The following is a 15,666-nucleotide window of genomic DNA, read 5'->3' on the forward strand; positions in this document are numbered from 1 at the left end:
TCCCCTGTTGCTGGAGCGTATCGACCTTTCACGCTTCGTCCGATTGATCAATGCCGTTGACGCCGGCCGAGCCGTTCGCCAAGCCCCATTCATGGTCGAAACGCGTCGCTGCGCCAATCCGAAGGTGATCGTCACCCGCGAACTTCCCGACGCGGTGATGGATCGGCTGGAGGCGTTGTTCGATGCCACGAACAACCGCACCGATCGCGCGATGACACGCGACGAACTGGCGGCGGCGATGGCCGATTGCGATGTTTTCGTACCGACGATGACCGACACGATCGACGCGGCGCTGATTCAGGGCGCGGGCGAGCGGCTGAAGCTGATCGCCAATTTCGGCGCGGGCGTGAACCATATCGATCTGAAAGCGGCGCGCGCGCGCGGCATCATCGTTACCAACACGCCCGGCGTGCTGACCGAAGACACCGCAGACATGACGCTGGCGCTGATCCTCTCCGTCCCTCGCCGGCTGGCTGAGGGCGAGAAGCTGGTGCGTTCCGGCCAGTGGACCGGCTGGAGCCCCGGCGGAATGCTCGGCCACCGCATCGGCGGCAAGGCGCTGGGCATCATCGGCATGGGGCGGATCGGTCAGGCGGTGGCGCGGCGCGCACGCGCCTTTGGCCTGTCGATCCATTATCACAACCGCCACCGGCTGCCGAAGGTGGTGGAGGCCGAATTCGGCGCGCAATGGCATCCCAATCTCGACGAGATGCTCGGCGCGATCGACATCCTGACGATCCACACGCCGCTGAACGACGACAGCCGCGATCTGCTCGACGCCCGGCGCATCGCGCTGATGCGGCGCCACGTCTATCTCATCAACACCAGTCGCGGCGGGGTGGTGGACGAGGATGCGATGGTCGAGGCGTTGGCGGACGGACGGCTTGCCGGCGCCGGGCTGGACGTGTGGCGGCATGAACCGGAGATCGATCCGCGCCTCCTCGCTTTATCCAATGTCGTGATGACCCCGCACATGGGCTCCGCCACCTACGAGGGGCGTTTCGCGACCGGCGAGAAGGTGATCACCAATATCCGCATGTGGGCGGATGGCCACCGTCCGCCGGATCAGGTGCTCGAAGGCTGGGCCTGAACCAGCGTCAGCCGAACCGCAGGGGCACCCGCGCCTCCAAAAGCCGCGAGAACCCGGCGACAGTGCATCAGACAAAGCTCGTCATGGCTGGCCGAGGCATCATCGCTCAGTGTGTGGATCGCCCGCACCGCCTCCTGATAGGAGCGGCGGGAATGATAGGCCAGATCGTGATCCAGGCTCATCGCACATTTCCTTTCCCGTGACGCACGGTGCTTAGGCCGCCATTGCGTCACGGGCGTTTCGGAGATGTTACGCGCCGGACACGTTGGTCACGGCTCGCCGCGTTTCCGGCTCAATCTCCGGTCAGGATACGATCGACGAGCTGTTTCACCGACGGCACGAAGCCGTTCGAATAGAATGGATCGCGCTTGAAGTTGAACGCCGAGTGCCCGGCGAACATCAGATTCTGCTCGGTATCGCCGCCATGCGCGATTTCCTGCAACGTCTTCTGGATGCAGAAACTGCGCGGATCGGCGAGCCGCCCGGTCGAATTGGTTTCGGTGTCCGCCCAGCTTGAGAACAGGCACTGGCTGAGGCAGCCCATGCAATCCGCCTGATCCTTGCGGATTTCGGTCTTTTCGGCGGTCGTCACGAACACAAGCGTGTTGTCCGGGGTCTTCAGCGCATCGGTGAAGCCCGCGCCGAACCATTCGCGCGCGCGCAGCAGATCGTTGCGCGTCACCCAGAAATTCTTGCCCTTCACGCCCACGTCGAGCTGGAAGACGTGATCCCCCGCCTCTTGCGTGGAGAAAGCGATCTGGCGATCCGAGCGCGCCTCCAGGCTGCGCAGGAAAGGGTTGCGCACCGCCGACGAATAGAAGCCGGTCGGCGAGAATTTGTGCAGGAGGACATCGCCCTCCTCGATCGTCATCAGCCGCTCTTTCCAGCCTTCCGGGATCGGGCTTTCCTTGGTCAGCAGCGGGCGCGTGCCATATTGGAAGGCGATCTGGCCGAGTTCCGGATTATCGATCCAGTCGTTCCAGTCACGCAAATACCAGACACCGCCGGCCATCACGATCGGGGTCGAATCCGGGATGCCGCCCTCGCGCATCGTTTCGCGCAGCGCCTTGACGCGGGGATAGGGATCTTCCGGCTTCAGCGGGTCTTCGGCGTTCGACAGGCCGTTGTGGCCGCCAGCGAGCCACGGATCCTCATAAACCACCGCGCCCAGCAGATGCGCGACCTTGGAATAAGCGCGCTTCCACAGCGCGCGGAAGGCACGCGCCGACGATACGATCGGCAGATAATGAACGTCGTGGAACGCCGCGATCTCGGACAGCTTGTACGGCATCCCCGCGCCGCAGGTGACGCCCGCCACCATGCCGCGCGTCCGTTCCAGCACGCCGTTGAGCACGCGCTGCGCGCCGCCCATTTCCCACAGCACGTTGATGTTGATCGCGCCCTTGCCGCCAGCGATGTCGAACGCGCGACGCACCTGCTGTACCGCACCCTCGATCGCATAGGCGATCAGTTCCTCGTGGCGCTCGCGCCGGGTGAGCGCGTTATAAACCTGTGGAATGATCTTACCTTCGGGATCATAGCTGTCGGCGTTCACCGCCGAAACCGTGCCGATGCCGCCAGCCGCCGCCCAGGCGCCGGCCGATGCGTGGTTGGTCGCCGCAACGCCTTTCCCGCCCTCGACGAGCGGCCACACTTCGCGGCCGTTATAGACGATCGGCTTCAGACCCTTGAACACGGTAATTGGACACCTTTCGGACGTATTTTCGCCCGCTATAGCGAAAGGCCGGCCGGAAGCGAGCAAATTGAATCGCTCTTCAAGCGCTCAATACGCCGGGCCGTCCCATCGCTTCTTCATATAGTGCGGCATAGCGCGCAATCATCACCGCTTCGTCATATTCCACGCGCGCCTTCGCCTGGTTGGCGGCGCCGACACGCGCGCGCAGCGCGGCGTCGTTCATCAGCGGCTGGATCGCATCGCGCAACGCGACCTCGGTCGCATGCGCCGCGATAAAGGGCAGGTTTTCCGGCGCGATCATGCGCGGCACGTCTCCCACAGCCGGCGCGACGATCGGCAGCCCGGCCGCCATCGCCTCCACCACCGAGATCGGGAATTGCTCCGACCGGGAAGACAAAGCGAGCAGATCGAAATGCCGCATGTAGCGGTAGGGGCGATCGAGGAAGCCCGGCATCACCAGCTTATCGTCGATCCCCATCGCCATCGCAGCGCGCTCGATCGCCGCCCGCTCCGGACCCTCGCCGACGATGACCAGCCGGTATTTGCCCGCAAGGCCGCCGACCGCACGCACCAGCGCCGGCAGATCCTTCACCGCACGCAAGCCCGCGACCGTGCCGATCACCACTTCCTTCGGCTTGCGGACGAAGCCGGGGATCACCTTCGACTCGGGGTCTTGCGCGTAGGCCATGGTGGCGATGCCGTTGACGATGCGGTGAACCTTGCCGCGCGGCTGCTTCCACGTCTCCAGCGCGATCTGCTCCAGCGTGGCGGATGGCACCGCCAGCGCATGCGCGGCGCCCAGCGCAAGCCGGCGATAGAGGTTGCGCTCGCGCTTCAGCCCGCCGGCCTCATCCTCATTGAAGCCATCCTCATGGTGGACGAGCGGCGGCACCTGCCTGCCGAACACGCGCCGCGCCATCGCCCCGTCGATCGCACCCCAATTATAGCTCAGCACCAGATCGAACCCACGCATATAGCGCGCGATCGCCTCATATCGTGCGACCGAGGGCCGCCCGGCGAGCGGTGGCGGGTTCTGCGCGATCTCGTAACGGATGCCATTATCGATCCGCGCCTGCGCCCCGTAATGCCCCTCCATCGAAGACACGATCACATGCCGCGCGCGATCGCCGAACGCGTTCATCAGCCGCACCGCCCGCGCTTCCTTGCCGCCAAGGTCGAAGGTCGAGTGGAGGTGGAGAATCTTGATCGGCGCGCTCACGGCTTGTGCCTAGCGTGATCCGGCGATCGAACATAGACTGGCTTGATGCTTTACCGTGCGACCGAATGGGATGTCGTGCAAGCCGACATCACCACGCTGGACCATGATGCCATCGTCAACGCCGCGAATTCGTCGCTGCTCGGCGGCGGCGGCGTGGACGGCGCGATTCACCGCGCGGCGGGGCCGGAACTGCTCCACGAATGCCGCCTGCTCGGCGGCTGCAAGACCGGGGAGGCGAAGGCGACGCGCGGCTATCGCCTGAAGGCGGCGCATATCATCCACACGGTCGGCCCGGTGTGGCGCGGCGGCGATTTCGGGGAGCGCGCCCTGCTGACGAGTTGCTACGCGCGAAGCCTCGCGGTCGCGGAACGGATCGGCGCGCGATCCATCGCCTTTCCCGCGATATCCACCGGCATCTTCGGTTTCCCGGTGGAGGAGGCAGCCCGCATCGCCACCGAAACCGTCGCCGCCATAATCGACAGGCACACCGATGCCTTCGATCGGGTGACGTTCGTCTGTTTCGATGCCCGATCCCTCTCGATCTTCGCGGATGCGCGGCGCCGGGCCTAGAGCGATTGCGAGGCAGGTGGAATCACCTGCCGGCCCGGAAAACGCGGCAAATAAAGGAAATAGAGCGGCGATCCGATGCAATCGAATCGACAAACGCTCTAGCCGATCGCCTTTTTCGGCACATGCGTGATGCGACACGCCAGATCCGCCTCCCCGCTCGCGACGATCCAGTGATCGCCGCCATCGACCATGCCGGTCGTGAAGACGATATTGTCGAGATACATGCGTTCGCGATGCGGCTCGGTCAACGCCGGATTCGGCTCGATCAACGGGCTTTGGCCGCGCGCCACGGTCCGCCACGGCTCGTCGCGATCGAGCAACGTCCAATAAGTGCGATAGATGCCGACCACGCCATGCGGCTCCACCCCGTGCCATAAGGTAAGCCAGCCGGCATCGGTCTTCACCGGGGGCGCACCGCCGCCCATTCGCGCGGTCGCGGTGGTCGCCGCGTGCGGGCGGATGCCGGGATGCTCGCTCGGTTTCCAGTGCAGCGCATCTGGCGAGCTGGCGAGGTTGATCGATGGCCCCGCGCGCCAGTCGCTGTCGGGCGGATAGGCGAAATAGAGATCGCCCAGCGGCCGCGTCTGCGCCCAATATCGCCCGCCGATCAGCCCTTCGAAGATCAGCATATCCTTGTTCTGATGATCGAGGACGATGCCCTCCAGCGTCCAGTCCAGCGCGTCCTGGCTGGTATAGAGCGCCGTCGCCAGCCGTTCGGGGCTGACCGAACAGGCCGTCATCAGGAAACGATCGCCGACGCGGCTGATGCGCGCATCCTCGATGCCATAGCATTGCCAGGAGGCGCGCGGCACGATCGCGCGATCATAGTGCACCGCCTCCACCCGCCGCCCGTCCGCATCCAGTTCGACCGGCAACAGCCACGACAGCGAGGTGAGCGCGATCACCCGCCACCCGCCGCCACGCATCGCGAATGCACGCGGATCTGCAGTATCGACGAGTTGCAACGGCCACGGATCGAGCCGGCACCGTTCGCGGTCCCAGCGCATCGAGTGGACATGCCCGTCGACGATCGATTCCCTGAGCGCCTCGGCCACCCGCACCATCAGCAACAGATTGCCGTTGGCGAGCCGCGTCATCCCCGGATTGAACGCGCCCAGCACATAGGTTTCGGCGTCGATCCGCCCGGCGAGCGGCGATCGCGTCAGATCAACGTCGTCGGGCGTGAAAACGAGATGGTCGATCGGGAAGGTCATGTCCGCTCCGGGTTTACCCCGGACGACGCCTCACACGCCGGCAGGTTCCCGCTCGGCGCGCGCCAGCAGCCGCATGATCGCGCCGTCCACCCCCGGCTCGTCCAGCGTCGGCGCGTGCCCGATCCCCGCCACCGTCAGCAATTCAGCATCGGGCAACACCGCGACCATCCGGTCCGCCGTCGCTTCAGACAGAATGTCGGAATTGCCGCCCCGCACGAGCAGCACCGGCGCATTGCCCAGCGCCGCGAGCGCGCGCCACATGTCCGGCCCCGCCTCCGCGCCCGGCACGCGAAACGGTTCGGCGATCTTGAGATCGTAATCGAGCACGATGCGCCCCGCGCTGTTCAGGCGATAGAGCCGCTTGGCCATCGCCAGCCACTCCTCGATCTTCCAGTCGGGATAAACATCCGCATTCGATTCCGCGAGCGCGCGCGCGGCGTGCATCCATGTCGGCCATACGCTGGACTTGCCGACATAGCCCCGGATGCGGCCAAGGCCGGCGGCGTCGATCTCCGGCCCGACATCGTTGAGCAGCGCACCCGCGATCCGCCCCGGCAGCAGCGCCGCGAGCAGCATCGTCACGATCCCGCCGAGCGAGGTGCCGATCGACACGAAGCGATCGATCCCCGCCTCGTCGAGCAGCGCGATCACATCCTGCGCATAAGTGAGCGGGCCATAGCTCATCGGATCCTTGGCATAGGCACTCTCGCCCCGCCCGCGGAAATCGATCGCAATCACCCGCCGCGCGCCGCTGATCCGCTCCGCCAGCAGCGCATAATCGCGCGCGTTGCGGGTCAGCCCCGGCATGCAAAGCACCGGCAGCGCGCTCGCATCCCCCGGATAATCCCGCGCGTGGAGCCTCAGTTCATCCTTCGACCACCAAAACAGATCGTGATAGGCGGCCATGCTTGAACCTTTGCTGCGATCCGCCCCATATCGCCGGATGCCCTTCGACCCGCAAGCGTATCGACCGGAACTGGCGCTCCTTTCGCTGGGGAAGCCTTTCTGCGATCCGGTCACCGCCGCCGACTTCCCCGAAACCCGGCTGCGCTTCCGCAACGACCGCGCGGCGCGTGAGGTGGGGCTCGATGGGCTCAGCGACGCGGAATGGATCACGCATTTCGGGCGGTTCGTGCCGCTGCCCGGCACACTGCCGCAGCCACTGGCGCTGCGTTACCACGGCCACCAGTTCCGCGTGTACAACCCCGATATCGGCGACGGGCGCGGCTTCACCTTCGCGCAATTGCGCAATCGCGATGGCCGGCTGATGGACCTTGGCACCAAGGGATCGGGGCAAACGCCGTGGAGCCGCTTCGGCGACGGTCGGCTGACGTTGAAGGGCGGTGTACGCGAGATATTGGCGAGCGAGATGCTGGAGGCGTTGGGCGCCCCCACCTCGCGCAGCTTCTCGCTGATCGAAACGGGCGAGGCCCTGCAACGCAACGACGAACCCTCCCCCGCGCGCTCTGCCGTGCTGGTGCGGTTGAGCCACGGCCATATCCGCATCGGCACCTTTCAGCGCCTCGCCTATCTTCGCGATGAGGAAGCGATGCGCCGGCTGGTCGGCTATGTCCTGCGCGAGCTTTACGGCGAGGATAGTGACGATCCCTTGCGCCTGCTCGATCACGTCATCGGGCGCACCGCGACGCTCGCCGCGCGCTACATGGCGGCGGGATTCGTCCATGGCGTGCTCAATTCGGACAATATCAACGTCACCGGCGAGAGCTTCGATTACGGCCCGTGGCGGTTCGCGCCGACCTGGGATCCCGCGTTTACCGCGGCCTATTTCGACCATGCCGGGCTCTACGCCTTCGGCCGCCAGCCGGAGGCGATCCACTGGGATGCGATGCAACTCGCCGTCTCGTTGCGCGTGCTGGCGGAGGCGGAGCCGATGATCGCGCTGCTCGACACGTTCGGCGATCGCTATCAGCCGGCGATCACCGATGCCCTGCTGTGGCGGCTCGGGCGCAAGCCGATCGATCCCGCTACCGACCGCGCGCTGGTGCAGGCGATCGAGCGCGCGCTCCGCGCGACCGGCGTGGGGATAGACCGCTTCTTCTTCGACGCCTTCGCGCAAGCCTTGCCGGCCGAATATGCCCCGGAATGGGACGAAGCCCGCGCTCTGCTCGATCGCTATTCTCCGCGCGCGCCGCGCGATCACGCCTATTGGCGCGGTGAGCCGTGCGCGATGCTGATCGAGGAGGTGGAGGCGATCTGGTCCCGCATCGCGGAGGCGGATGACTGGTCGGCGCTTGACGCCAAGGTGGCACGTGTCCGGGAATTGGGCGAAGCGCTGGGCTAGCTTGTCGAATGCCGGTAATCTTCTCTACACTCGGGCCTGGGATCGCGCGCGATCGCCTGGGGGATGTTTGACCGATGGCCACCGAACTCGTCTCCTTCGAGCCAGCGACCGGCGTCGAGCTGTGGCGCGGTGCGCTCAGCGATGTCGACGCGGAGGTCGCCGCGGCGCGCGGCGGCTGGGCTAGCTGGGCGGCGCGCGCGCTCACCTATCGCATCGAAACGCTGCGTCGTTTCGCCAATGTCGTGCGCGCGCGCACCGATGCCTTCGCCGATCTGATCGCGCGCGAAACCGGCAAGCCGTTATGGGAAGCGCGGACCGAGGTGGATTCGGTCATCGCCAAGGTGGACATCTCGGTCAGCGCCTATGCAGAGCGTACCGCGCAGCGCCGGCTGGATTCGCCGATGGGCAGCCGCATGGCGCTGCGTCACAAGCCGCATGGCGTGCTGGCGGTGCTGGGGCCGTACAACTTCCCCGCGCATCTGCCCAACGGCCATATCGTCCCGGCGCTGCTCGCGGGTAATGCGGTGGTGTTCAAGCCATCGGAGAAGACGCCCGCAACCGGCCTGTTCCTCGCCGAATGTCTGCGCGAAGCCGGCGTACCCGAAGCCTGCATCCGCGTCGTGATCGGCGGCCCTGAAGAGGGCAAGGCGCTGGCGATGCACGACGGCATCGACGGCCTGTTGTTCACCGGCTCGGCAAAAACCGGCCTCGCGCTCAATCGCGCTTATGCCGAGAAGCCGGAGAAGATTCTCGCGCTCGAAATGGGCGGCAACAATCCGATCGTGGTGTGGGATACGCCAGATCTCTATCAGGCGGCGGTTCTTGTCATCCAGTCCGCCTTCACCACCTCCGGCCAGCGCTGCACCGCGGCGCGGCGGCTGATCGTCGATGAAAAGCTGTATGAGCCGCTGATCGCGGAAATGAACACGCTGATCGGCCGGCTGATCGTCGACGAGCCCTTCGCCAGCCCCGCGCCGTTCATGGGCCCGGTGATCGACAACGAAGCGGCGGAGCAGTTGAGCGAGAGCTTCCTGGCGCTGCTGATGAAGGGCGGCCGCCCGATCCGCCACCTTGAGCGCCCGGTTCCGGGGCGCCCGTTCCTGCTGCCCGGCCTGATCGACGTTACCGGGGTGCAGGGCCGGCCGGACACGGAATTGTTCGGGCCCGTTCTGCAAGTATCGCGCTGCGCCGATTTCGACGCCGCGATCGCGGAGGCGAATGACACGCGCTACGGCCTGTCCGCCTCGCTGATCAGCCAGACCCCGCAATTGTTCGATCGTTTCTGGGCGCGCGCGCGGGCCGGGATCGTCAACTGGAACAAACCGACCAACGGCGCCTCCTCCTCCGCGCCGTTCGGCGGCATCGGCTGGTCGGGCAATCATCGCCCGAGCGCGTTCTACGCGGCAGATTATTGCGCCTATCCGGTGGTGAGCAACGAGGCCGACGCCGCGCGCGCCGCGATCGGGATCGGCCTGCGCGATATGTGAGGCTGCGGGGCCGGGGTGGCGGCCTCGTTGCTCACCACCCCGCCTTCCATCGGCATCATGATTGGGAAGCGTGGGGTCCCCGCAAAATATTACTTTGCGGGGCGGCCCCGGCGTGGGGGAGCGGGCAGGTGCCGCGAAATGCGCCCGCAGGCGCATTCCAAACAGACCCTTACTTGCCCCCCGTCTTCACCCAGGCGTCGATCTTCTCCTCCAGCACCGGCATCGGCAGCGCACCGGTATCCAGCACCTGCGCATGGAAGGCGCGCGGATCGAACTTGTCGCCCAGCGCCGCCTTCGCCTTGACCTTGGTCCGCGAGATCGTGAGCTGGCCGATCTTATACGCCAGCGCCTGCCCCGGAATCGCGATATAGCGTTCCACCTCGGCGGTGGCGTCGGTCTTCGCCATCGGGGAATTGTCGAGCATATACTGGATCGACTGATCCCGCGTCCAACCCTTGGCGTGGATGCCGGTATCGACCACCAGCCGCATCGCGCGCAGCATCTCGTCGTTCAGCCCGCCCATCCGCTGATAGGGATCGGTCTCCATGCCGAGATCGTGCCACAGTGACTCGGCGTAAAGCGCCCACCCCTCGACATAGGCGGTATTGCCGCCGAAGCGCATGAATGCGGGAAGCGCGGTATTCTCCTGCGCGATGCTGATCTGAAAGTGATGCCCCGGCACCGCCTCATGCAGGTACAGCGTCTCCATCTCCCACATGTAGCGCGAGGGAAGGTCATAGGTGTTGTAATAGAAGACGCCCGGCCGGGAACCATCCGGCGTGCCGCCCTGATATGAGCCACCCGCCTCGGTCTTTTCCTTATACGCCGGCACCGCGCGGATCTCGAGCGGGGTCTTGGGGATCAGCGAGAATTGCTCGCGCACGCGCATATCTATGCGCTTGCCGATCGCCTCATAGTCCTGGCGAAGCTGGTCGGCGGAAGACGGCTGAAACTTCTTGTCGGTGCGCAGGAAGGTGAAGAATTCTGGCAGCGTGCCCTTGAAGCCCACTTTGCCCTTCTGCACCTCCATCTCGGCGCGAATACGCGCGACTTCCTTGAGGCCGAGCTGGTGAACGTCCTCCGCCTTCAGCGGCAGCGTGGTATTGGATTCGATGAGATAGCTGTAGAGTTTCGCTCCGCCCGGCATCGCGGACAGGCCCACGCTGTCGCGCGCATGGGCGAGATAGTCGTTGGCAAGGAAATCGCGCACCCGCTTGTGCGCGGGGATCAGCACGTCACGGATCTGCGCCGCATAGGCCGCGCGCAGCCGCGCCTGATCGGCGGCGGAGATCGTATCGGGGAATTTCTTGACCGGGCCGTAGAACACCGATCCCTCGACCCCCTGATTGATCAAATTGTCGAACTGATCGATCATATTGCGCACGACCAGCTTGGGCTGGACGATATTCGCCTTCTCGCCCTCGCGGAACAGGCCGATCGCCCGATCGAGCACTTCGGCATATTCGCGGTTGCGCGTCAGATTGTTCTCATAATCCGCCAGCGTCTTGAACGGCGCCGCGCCCTGCCCGGAGGCGAAATCGGGATAGAAGGTCTGGAAGCCGAAGAAATGATCGAGCGGGCGCAGCTTCTGCAGCCGCAGGATATCGGGCGCATAGCCGCGCAGGCCCACATCGGTCTGGTTGAGGAACACGTCATAGGCGATCTGGTCGACATGCGTCAGCTTCGCCCGATCGATCCGCTTCAGCGCGGCTAGATCGTCCTCTCCGGCCTTTTTCTCGGCATCGTAATAAGCATCGGTCAGATAATCGCCGAGATGCGCGGCATAGCGCAGATCCCCGCGAAAGATGCCGTTGACCGGATTGCGCTTCAGGCTCGCCTCGTCGCTGTCGTGGAACAGCTGCTTGAGCCTGGCATCCTCGGGCCCGTCCCCCGGCAACGGCGTGGGCGGCGGGACGACCTGCGCAGCGGCGATGGCTGGAGCGGAGCCCGCGAGCAGCAGGGCAACAAACAATGTACGCACGGGCGTGATCCTCATCCTCGAAGTGTACCATCCGAATATAACACTTCTTCGGTAGAGAAAAGCTGGTCTAGGCCGCGGCAAAGCAAGCCTCCGTTGCTGTGGGCGCCGCCGCGCGCCATCTGCCCTCACATCATGGCAAGCCTTCTCGATCCGGACGCGCGCGGGCGCGTCATCCTTGTCGGCGCCGGCCCCGGCGATCCCGGCCTGCTCACCTTGCGCGCGGCGGAGGCGCTGCGACAGGCGGACGTGGTGGTCCACGACGGCCTGATCGACATGCGCGTGCTCGATCTCGCGCCGGCCACCGCGCAGCGCATCTCGGTCGCCAAGCGGCGCGCACGCCACACCCTGCCGCAAGAGGCGATCAACGCGCTGATCATCGCGCATGTGAAGGCGGGCAGCGTCGTCGTCCGTCTCAAGGGCGGCGATCCGTTCATTTTCGGGCGCGGCGGTGAAGAGGTCGAGGCGGTTCGCGCCGCCGGCCTGCCGGTCGAGGTAATTCCCGGCGTGTCGGCCGCATTGGGCTGTGCGGCGGAGGCGATGCTGCCGCTCACGCATCGCGATCATTCCAGCGCGGTCAGCTTCGTCGCCGGCCAGTGCAAGGGGCTGTCCGAACAGGATTGGTCCGGCCTCGCCGGTCAGGGCCGCACGCTCGTCATCTATATGGGCGTCGCGACCGCCGAGCAGATCGCGGACAAGTTGATGGCCGATGGCGTCGCGCCGGACATGCCCGTGGCGGTGCTGGTGAAGGGCACGCTGCCCGGCCATCGCGCGCTCAAGACGTTGCTCGCCGATCTCGGCCCGATGGTGAGGCGTGAGGATGTCGAAAGCCCCGCGATCATCGTCGTCGGCGAGGTGGTGGAACTGAGCGACGCCGAAGACAAGCTCGCCCGCTGGGCGAAAACCGCGGAGACATTTGCGTGAAGTTACTGACCGGAAACGACCTGCCCACCGGCGACGTGATCTGGTGGACCGGCGAAGGCTGGTCGCGCCATGTGGAGGAAGCCGTCGACGTCGCCGATCATGGCGAGGCGATCGCGCAGGCCGAGGAGGGCGCGCGGCGCGTCAACGGCCCCGCCGTGATCGACGCGACCGCCACGCCGGAAGGCCCACGCCCCGCGCATATCAAGGATCGCATCCGCGCGCTCGGCCCCACCGTGCGCCCCGATCTCACGCTCAAACCCGCCGATCCCAACGCCGGCAACTGGGTGATCTGATGTATAAATACGACCAATATGACCAGTCGATCGTCGATGCCCGCGTCGACGAGTTCCGCGATCAGGTGCGCCGCCGCCTCGCGGGGCAGATCACCGAGGATCAGTTCAAGCCGCTGCGGCTGAAGAACGGCCTCTATCTCCAGCTCCACGCCTATATGCTGCGCGTCGCCATTCCTTATGGCACGCTCAACGGCCAGCAGATGCGGATGCTGGGCCATATCGCGCGTAAATACGATCGCGGTTACGGCCATTTCACCACGCGCCAGAACATCCAGTATAACTGGATCAAGCTGGAGGAAGCGCCGGACATCCTCGCCGAACTGGCGACGGTGGAGATGCACGCGATCCAGACCAGCGGCGAGAGCATCCGCAACCTCTCGTCGGATCAATATGCCGGCGCGGCGGCGGACGAGATCGCCGATCCGCGCCCCTGGGCCGAGCTACTGCGGCAGGCGACCACCTTCCATCCCGAATTCAGCTATCTGCCGCGCAAGTTCAAGATCGCGGTTACGGCGGCGGATGAGGATCGCGCGGCGATCCGGCTGCACGATATCGGGCTGAAACTGGTGAAGAACGACGCCGGTGAACTGGGCTTCGAAGTCTATATCGGCGGCGGCATGGGCCGCACGCCGTTCGTCGCCCCGCTGATCCGCCCGTTCCTCCCCGCCAACCACCTGTTCTCCTATCTGGAGGCGGCGTTGCGCGTGTGGAACAGCGGCGGCCGCCGCGACAATATCCACAAGCAGCGGATCAAGATCCTCGTCCACGATCTCGGGCAGGAGGAATTCACCCGCCGCGTCGAGGCCGAGTGGCAGCATATCCTGAACAACGGATCGGATGTGCCGTTGGCGGAATTCGACCGCATCGCCGCTTATTTCACCGCCCCGCCGTTCGAGACCGGGCTGTCGGAAGAACTCGATCTCGGCGATCCCGATTTCGCGCTTTGGGTCGATCAGAATGTGAAGCCGCACAAGGCGCCGGGCTATGCGATCGTCAACATCAGCCTGAAGCCGGTCGGCGGCATCCCTGGTGATGCGTCGGCCGAGCAGATCGACCTGATGGCCGATCTCGCCGAACGCTATTCGTTCGACGAACTGCGCGTCACCCATGCGCAGAACATCATCCTGCCGCACGTCCGCAAGGCCGATCTCTACGCTTTGTGGCAGACGCTCGATGAGGCGGGGCTGGCCACCGCCAATCTCGATCTGATCAGCGACATCATCGCCTGCCCCGGCCTTGATTATTGCAGCCTCGCCAATGCCCGCTCGATCCCGGTGGCGCAAAAGATCGCGGAACGCTTCGCCGATCTTGGCCGCCAGCGCGAACTGGGTGAGCTGAAGCTCAAGATTTCGGGCTGCATCAACGCCTGCGGCCATCATCACGCCGGCCACATCGGTATCCTCGGCGTCGATCGTAAGGGCACGGAGAATTATCAGCTCCTGCTCGGCGGATCGGGCGCGGAGGATGCGAGCCTCGGCAAGATCACCGGCCCCGGCTTCAACGAAGACGGCATCGTCGACGCGGTCGAACGCGTGACCGACAAATATCTCGCCGTGCGGGAGGAAGGCGAACGCTTCCTCGATACCTATCGCCGCGTCGGTTTCGAACCTTTCAAGGAAGCAATTTATGGCTGATCTCATTCCCGCCGATCTGCGCTTCCGCGACGACGAGCCGACAGAGGAGCCGGCCGTCACGCTTGATGCGTTCCTCGATCAGGCCAATTCCTCGGCTGTGCGGCTGGAGGCTGGGGAGGATGCGCGCGCGCTGTTGCCGCATCTTCACCATATCTCGCTGATCGAGGTCGATTTCCCGCGTTTCCGCGATGGACGCGGCTATTCGTCGGCGCGCATCCTGCGCGAGGCGGGATACAAGGGCGAGTTGCGCGCGGCCGGCGATGTGCTGGTCGATCAGATGGATCATATGCGCCGCTGCGGCTTCGACAGTTTCGCCCCCAACGCCCCGATCGACCCCGAGGTGCTTCAGGCGACGCTCGATCGCTATGCCTTCCGCTACCAGCCCGCCGCCGACGCCGCGGTGCCGGTGTGGAAGCTGCGCCATGGGTGAACCCGCCCGCGTGCTCGACACGATCGACGTGATGCCGGCGTTCGTCGCCGCCGATGCCGATGCCTATGAGGCGCGGTTCGCGGGCGTGTCGACACAGGATATGCTGGCGGAGCTGCTGGCGGGCGAGCTTAAGGGCCGGATCGCGGCGGTTTCCTCGTTCGGCACCGAATCCGCCGTGCTGCTGCACATGATCGCGGAGGTCGATCGCGATGTGCCGGTGATATTCACCAATACGCAGAAGATGTTCGGTGAGACGCTGGAATATCGCGACGAACTTTCAGAGCGGCTCGGCTTCACCGATCTGCGCGTCTATCGCCCCGATCCGCGCATCCTGGCGGCGAAGGACGCCAATGGCCTGCGCTGGTCCTACGATCCCGATGGCTGCTGCGATATCCGCAAGGTGGAGCCGCTGCGCCGCGCGCTTGCGCCGTTCGATGCGTGGATTTCGGGGCGCAAGGGCTTCCAGTCGAAGACCCGTGCGGGAATCCCGCGCTTCGAGATCGACGAAGGCCGGCTGAAGATCAATCCGCTCGCCGATTGGGATCGGGCGCGGCTCGAAGCCTATTTCGAGCAACATGAATTGCCGCATCATCCGCTGGAAGCGGATGGCTATCCGTCGATCGGGTGCAAGCCATGCACGTCGAAGGTGTTGCCCGGCGAAGATCCGCGCGCCGGCCGCTGGCGTGGCTGGGACAAGGTGGAATGCGGCATCCATTTGCCGACCAAGCCCGGTGAGGAGCCGGTATTCTGACGAACGGGCTGTGCCCGAACGCCGGTGGATCGGGGCCGCAGTCCATCGCCGACAATTCCGAGCTGCGGCCAGGTTTTC

At 65.4% G+C, this 15,666-nt stretch carries 15 protein-coding genes; 9 read left to right on the plus strand and 6 right to left on the minus strand.

Going from position 1 to position 15,666, the window contains the following annotated elements:
- The first annotated feature begins 91 nt into the window (after positions 1–91).
- The gene (locus P0Y64_03670; GenBank protein WEK43938.1) at positions 92–1,090 is read left to right on the plus strand and encodes a D-glycerate dehydrogenase; all 999 of its coding nucleotides are present in this window, start codon (positions 92–94) and stop codon (positions 1,088–1,090) included.
- On the opposite strand, the gene P0Y64_03675 is transcribed toward P0Y64_03670, so the two are convergent.
- From P0Y64_03675 to P0Y64_03685, 3 genes are all read right to left on the minus strand, one after another.
- Positions 1,066–1,272, minus strand: a complete 207-nt coding sequence (locus P0Y64_03675; protein ID WEK43939.1) for a hypothetical protein — start codon at positions 1,270–1,272, stop codon at positions 1,066–1,068. The genes P0Y64_03670 and P0Y64_03675 overlap by 25 nt on opposite strands.
- 110 nt (positions 1,273–1,382) lie before the next feature.
- Entirely contained in the window at positions 1,383–2,786 is a 1,404-nt protein-coding gene (locus tag P0Y64_03680; protein WEK43940.1) for a nitronate monooxygenase, read from the minus strand.
- A 79-nt stretch (positions 2,787–2,865) separates the two neighbouring features.
- Positions 2,866–4,005: a glycosyltransferase gene (locus tag P0Y64_03685; GenBank protein WEK43941.1), complete on the minus strand. Its 1,140-nt coding sequence runs from the start codon at positions 4,003–4,005 to the stop codon at positions 2,866–2,868.
- A gap of 45 nt (positions 4,006–4,050) precedes the next feature.
- Between P0Y64_03685 and P0Y64_03690 the strand changes: the two genes are divergently transcribed.
- Positions 4,051–4,575 carry an O-acetyl-ADP-ribose deacetylase gene (locus P0Y64_03690; protein ID WEK43942.1) on the plus strand — a complete coding sequence of 175 codons (525 nt, stop codon included), beginning with the start codon at positions 4,051–4,053 and terminating at the stop codon, positions 4,573–4,575.
- Positions 4,576–4,673: 98 nt separating this feature from the next.
- Here the strand turns inward: P0Y64_03690 and P0Y64_03695 are convergent, their stop codons facing one another.
- Together P0Y64_03695 and P0Y64_03700 are read right to left on the minus strand one after the other, a co-directional pair.
- Positions 4,674–5,789, minus strand: a complete 1,116-nt coding sequence (locus P0Y64_03695; GenBank protein WEK43943.1) for a glycosidase — start codon at positions 5,787–5,789, stop codon at positions 4,674–4,676.
- Positions 5,790–5,819: 30 nt separating this feature from the next.
- The gene (locus P0Y64_03700) at positions 5,820–6,695 is read right to left on the minus strand and encodes an alpha/beta hydrolase (GenBank protein ID WEK43944.1); all 876 of its coding nucleotides are present in this window, start codon (positions 6,693–6,695) and stop codon (positions 5,820–5,822) included.
- Positions 6,696–6,732: 37 nt separating this feature from the next.
- On the opposite strand from P0Y64_03700, the gene P0Y64_03705 reads away from it, so the two are divergent.
- Positions 6,733–8,091, plus strand: a complete 1,359-nt coding sequence (locus tag P0Y64_03705) for a YdiU family protein (GenBank protein ID WEK43945.1) — start codon at positions 6,733–6,735, stop codon at positions 8,089–8,091.
- A 74-nt stretch (positions 8,092–8,165) separates the two neighbouring features.
- Positions 8,166–9,578 (plus strand): succinylglutamate-semialdehyde dehydrogenase, encoded by a 1,413-nt coding sequence (astD, locus tag P0Y64_03710; protein WEK43946.1) that lies wholly within the window; start codon positions 8,166–8,168, stop codon positions 9,576–9,578.
- Between the two features lie 169 nt (positions 9,579–9,747).
- On the opposite strand, the gene P0Y64_03715 is transcribed toward astD, so the two are convergent.
- A complete protein-coding gene (locus P0Y64_03715) occupies positions 9,748–11,574 on the minus strand; it encodes a DUF885 domain-containing protein (protein WEK43947.1) in 1,827 nt (608 codons plus the stop codon).
- A gap of 117 nt (positions 11,575–11,691) precedes the next feature.
- Between P0Y64_03715 and cobA the strand changes: the two genes are divergently transcribed.
- From cobA to P0Y64_03740, 5 genes are read left to right on the plus strand one after another with little or no spacing between them, the layout of a single operon-like run.
- Positions 11,692–12,480, plus strand: coding sequence for a uroporphyrinogen-III C-methyltransferase (gene cobA, locus P0Y64_03720; GenBank protein WEK43948.1), 789 nt, complete (start codon positions 11,692–11,694; stop codon positions 12,478–12,480).
- On the plus strand, positions 12,477–12,773 hold the full coding sequence (locus tag P0Y64_03725; GenBank protein WEK43949.1) for a DUF2849 domain-containing protein: 297 nt from the start codon (positions 12,477–12,479) through the stop codon (positions 12,771–12,773). The genes cobA and P0Y64_03725 overlap by 4 nt, the downstream gene beginning before the upstream one ends.
- Complete coding sequence (locus P0Y64_03730) at positions 12,773–14,407, plus strand: nitrite/sulfite reductase (protein ID WEK43950.1); 1,635 nt, start codon at positions 12,773–12,775, stop codon at positions 14,405–14,407. Before P0Y64_03725 ends, P0Y64_03730 begins: the two co-directional genes overlap by 1 nt.
- The gene (locus P0Y64_03735) at positions 14,400–14,837 is read left to right on the plus strand and encodes a DUF934 domain-containing protein (protein WEK43951.1); all 438 of its coding nucleotides are present in this window, start codon (positions 14,400–14,402) and stop codon (positions 14,835–14,837) included. The genes P0Y64_03730 and P0Y64_03735 overlap by 8 nt, the downstream gene beginning before the upstream one ends.
- The gene (locus P0Y64_03740; GenBank protein ID WEK43952.1) at positions 14,830–15,588 is read left to right on the plus strand and encodes a phosphoadenylyl-sulfate reductase; all 759 of its coding nucleotides are present in this window, start codon (positions 14,830–14,832) and stop codon (positions 15,586–15,588) included. The genes P0Y64_03735 and P0Y64_03740 overlap by 8 nt, the downstream gene beginning before the upstream one ends.
- The last annotated feature ends 78 nt before the right edge of the window (positions 15,589–15,666 follow it).

Origin of the sequence: Candidatus Sphingomonas colombiensis (assembly GCA_029202845.1) — a bacterium.
Classification (GTDB): domain Bacteria; phylum Pseudomonadota; class Alphaproteobacteria; order Sphingomonadales; family Sphingomonadaceae; genus Sphingomonas; species Sphingomonas colombiensis.

Bases quoted from the DNA above. Each gene is read 5' to 3' on its own strand.
- astD (WEK43946.1), top strand. From the start codon at position 8,166: ATGGCCACCGAACTCGTCTCCTTCGAGCCAGCGACCGGCGTCGAGCTG.
- P0Y64_03715 (WEK43947.1), bottom strand. From the start codon at position 11,574: ATGAGGATCACGCCCGTGCGTACATTGTTTGTTGCCCTGCTGCTCGCG.
- P0Y64_03740 (WEK43952.1), top strand. From the start codon at position 14,830: ATGGGTGAACCCGCCCGCGTGCTCGACACGATCGACGTGATGCCGGCG.
- P0Y64_03695 (WEK43943.1), bottom strand. From the start codon at position 5,789: ATGACCTTCCCGATCGACCATCTCGTTTTCACGCCCGACGACGTTGAT.
- P0Y64_03675 (WEK43939.1), bottom strand. From the start codon at position 1,272: ATGAGCCTGGATCACGATCTGGCCTATCATTCCCGCCGCTCCTATCAG.
- cobA (WEK43948.1), top strand. From the start codon at position 11,692: ATGGCAAGCCTTCTCGATCCGGACGCGCGCGGGCGCGTCATCCTTGTC.
- P0Y64_03730 (WEK43950.1), top strand. From the start codon at position 12,773: ATGTATAAATACGACCAATATGACCAGTCGATCGTCGATGCCCGCGTC.
- P0Y64_03670 (WEK43938.1), top strand. From the start codon at position 92: ATGGTCGAAACGCGTCGCTGCGCCAATCCGAAGGTGATCGTCACCCGC.
- P0Y64_03735 (WEK43951.1), top strand. From the start codon at position 14,400: ATGGCTGATCTCATTCCCGCCGATCTGCGCTTCCGCGACGACGAGCCG.
- P0Y64_03705 (WEK43945.1), top strand. From the start codon at position 6,733: ATGCCCTTCGACCCGCAAGCGTATCGACCGGAACTGGCGCTCCTTTCG.
- P0Y64_03690 (WEK43942.1), top strand. From the start codon at position 4,051: ATGCTTTACCGTGCGACCGAATGGGATGTCGTGCAAGCCGACATCACC.
- P0Y64_03700 (WEK43944.1), bottom strand. From the start codon at position 6,695: ATGGCCGCCTATCACGATCTGTTTTGGTGGTCGAAGGATGAACTGAGG.